The 1115-nt window shown below is 59.8% G+C and carries 2 pseudogenes; both read right to left on the reverse strand.

What is annotated here, in order from left to right:
• Positions 1 to 435: pseudogene (locus DVK06_RS16625) on the reverse strand (hypothetical protein); the annotation flags it as partial.
• A 37-nt stretch (positions 436 to 472) separates the two neighbouring features.
• Positions 473 to 1115: pseudogene (locus tag DVK06_RS16630) on the reverse strand (helicase); the annotation flags it as partial.

A 1115-nucleotide genomic window follows, 5' to 3' on the forward strand; every position in this document is an offset into this window, starting at 1 on the left:
CGGGAGTTGCTGGAGTGGCGACCCACATGCGGTACAGTGCCCTGGTTTTTGATCGTCATGGTCGGTCGCCCAGTAGTGGCTCGGCTTCTGCCGGATGTCGACCCGTCGGCAGTCGGAGTTCTCACAGACCATCGTCAGCGGGAACACCTCGGCAGACACTTTGACAGGACGGAACGCGTCAATGTCAGACTCGCTGATAGTTTCCCAGGGAGGTTGATCACCGTTTCGGAACCGCCCGATGCGGCCCTCGATGTCACCCCTGATTCGTTTTAGATCGAGCCCTTCGACCGGTTGGACGTTCCAGTCGCGGTCGTCCAGACCCTTCACCCGCATCGAGACATCGTAGGCACCGTAGTCGAAGACATTCCCGGGCCCGAAGCTGTAGAGAATCTGCGCGATACCGCGCTCCATCTCAACATCCTCTTTTTGACTCATGCGTACACCACCGTCTGTTGGTATTTTCGAGTCATGATTACTGATTGAACAGGTGAACGGACTTAGCGGTCTCAGTGTCGGGCTCGATCGGAATCTGCTCGTCTATGTCCCGGAGGTTCGTCATCGGTCGGCGGACACCGGGGAGCGAGTCGTCTTCCTGCCCGCGCTCGAGCACGCTCGGAATGAACGTGTTCCCACTGTCCTCCTCGGCGAGCAGGAACTGCCATATCGTGTCGAACAGGGCGTCAATGCGGTCGGCGTAGATGGCCGCGGCATCGGTCGCGTCGTCGTCCGTGTCAACGACATCGTACGCATCTAAGAGGAACCCCTCGATGTCCTGCTTCGTGAGCAGGTCTTCGTGGAAAGCCTCCTGGAGCCCCTTGAGGTCGTAGAGTCGGCCGCTGATCTCTTCGGCCAGCGTGAAGTCGTAGTACTGGAGCAGGGCGGCGCAGAGCACGCCAGAGATGGTCTGCTCGATGGCGTACTTGGCCCATCGCTCCAGTGGGGTTGCCTCCACCAGCAGATCCTCATACTCGTGGTAGTGGTGAAACTGATGATAGTGCGAGCGGTCACGCACCTGCATCGGGTTGAACGAGAGGTACACCGTGCCAGGGACGCTCCGTCCGACCCGCGAGTACGACTGGATGTACTCGGCCGTCGAACGCGGCATCCCGTGGAAG

This window comes from Halorubrum sp. Atlit-28R (genome assembly GCF_003665955.1).
Lineage (GTDB): Archaea > Halobacteriota > Halobacteria > Halobacteriales > Haloferacaceae > Halorubrum > Halorubrum tropicale.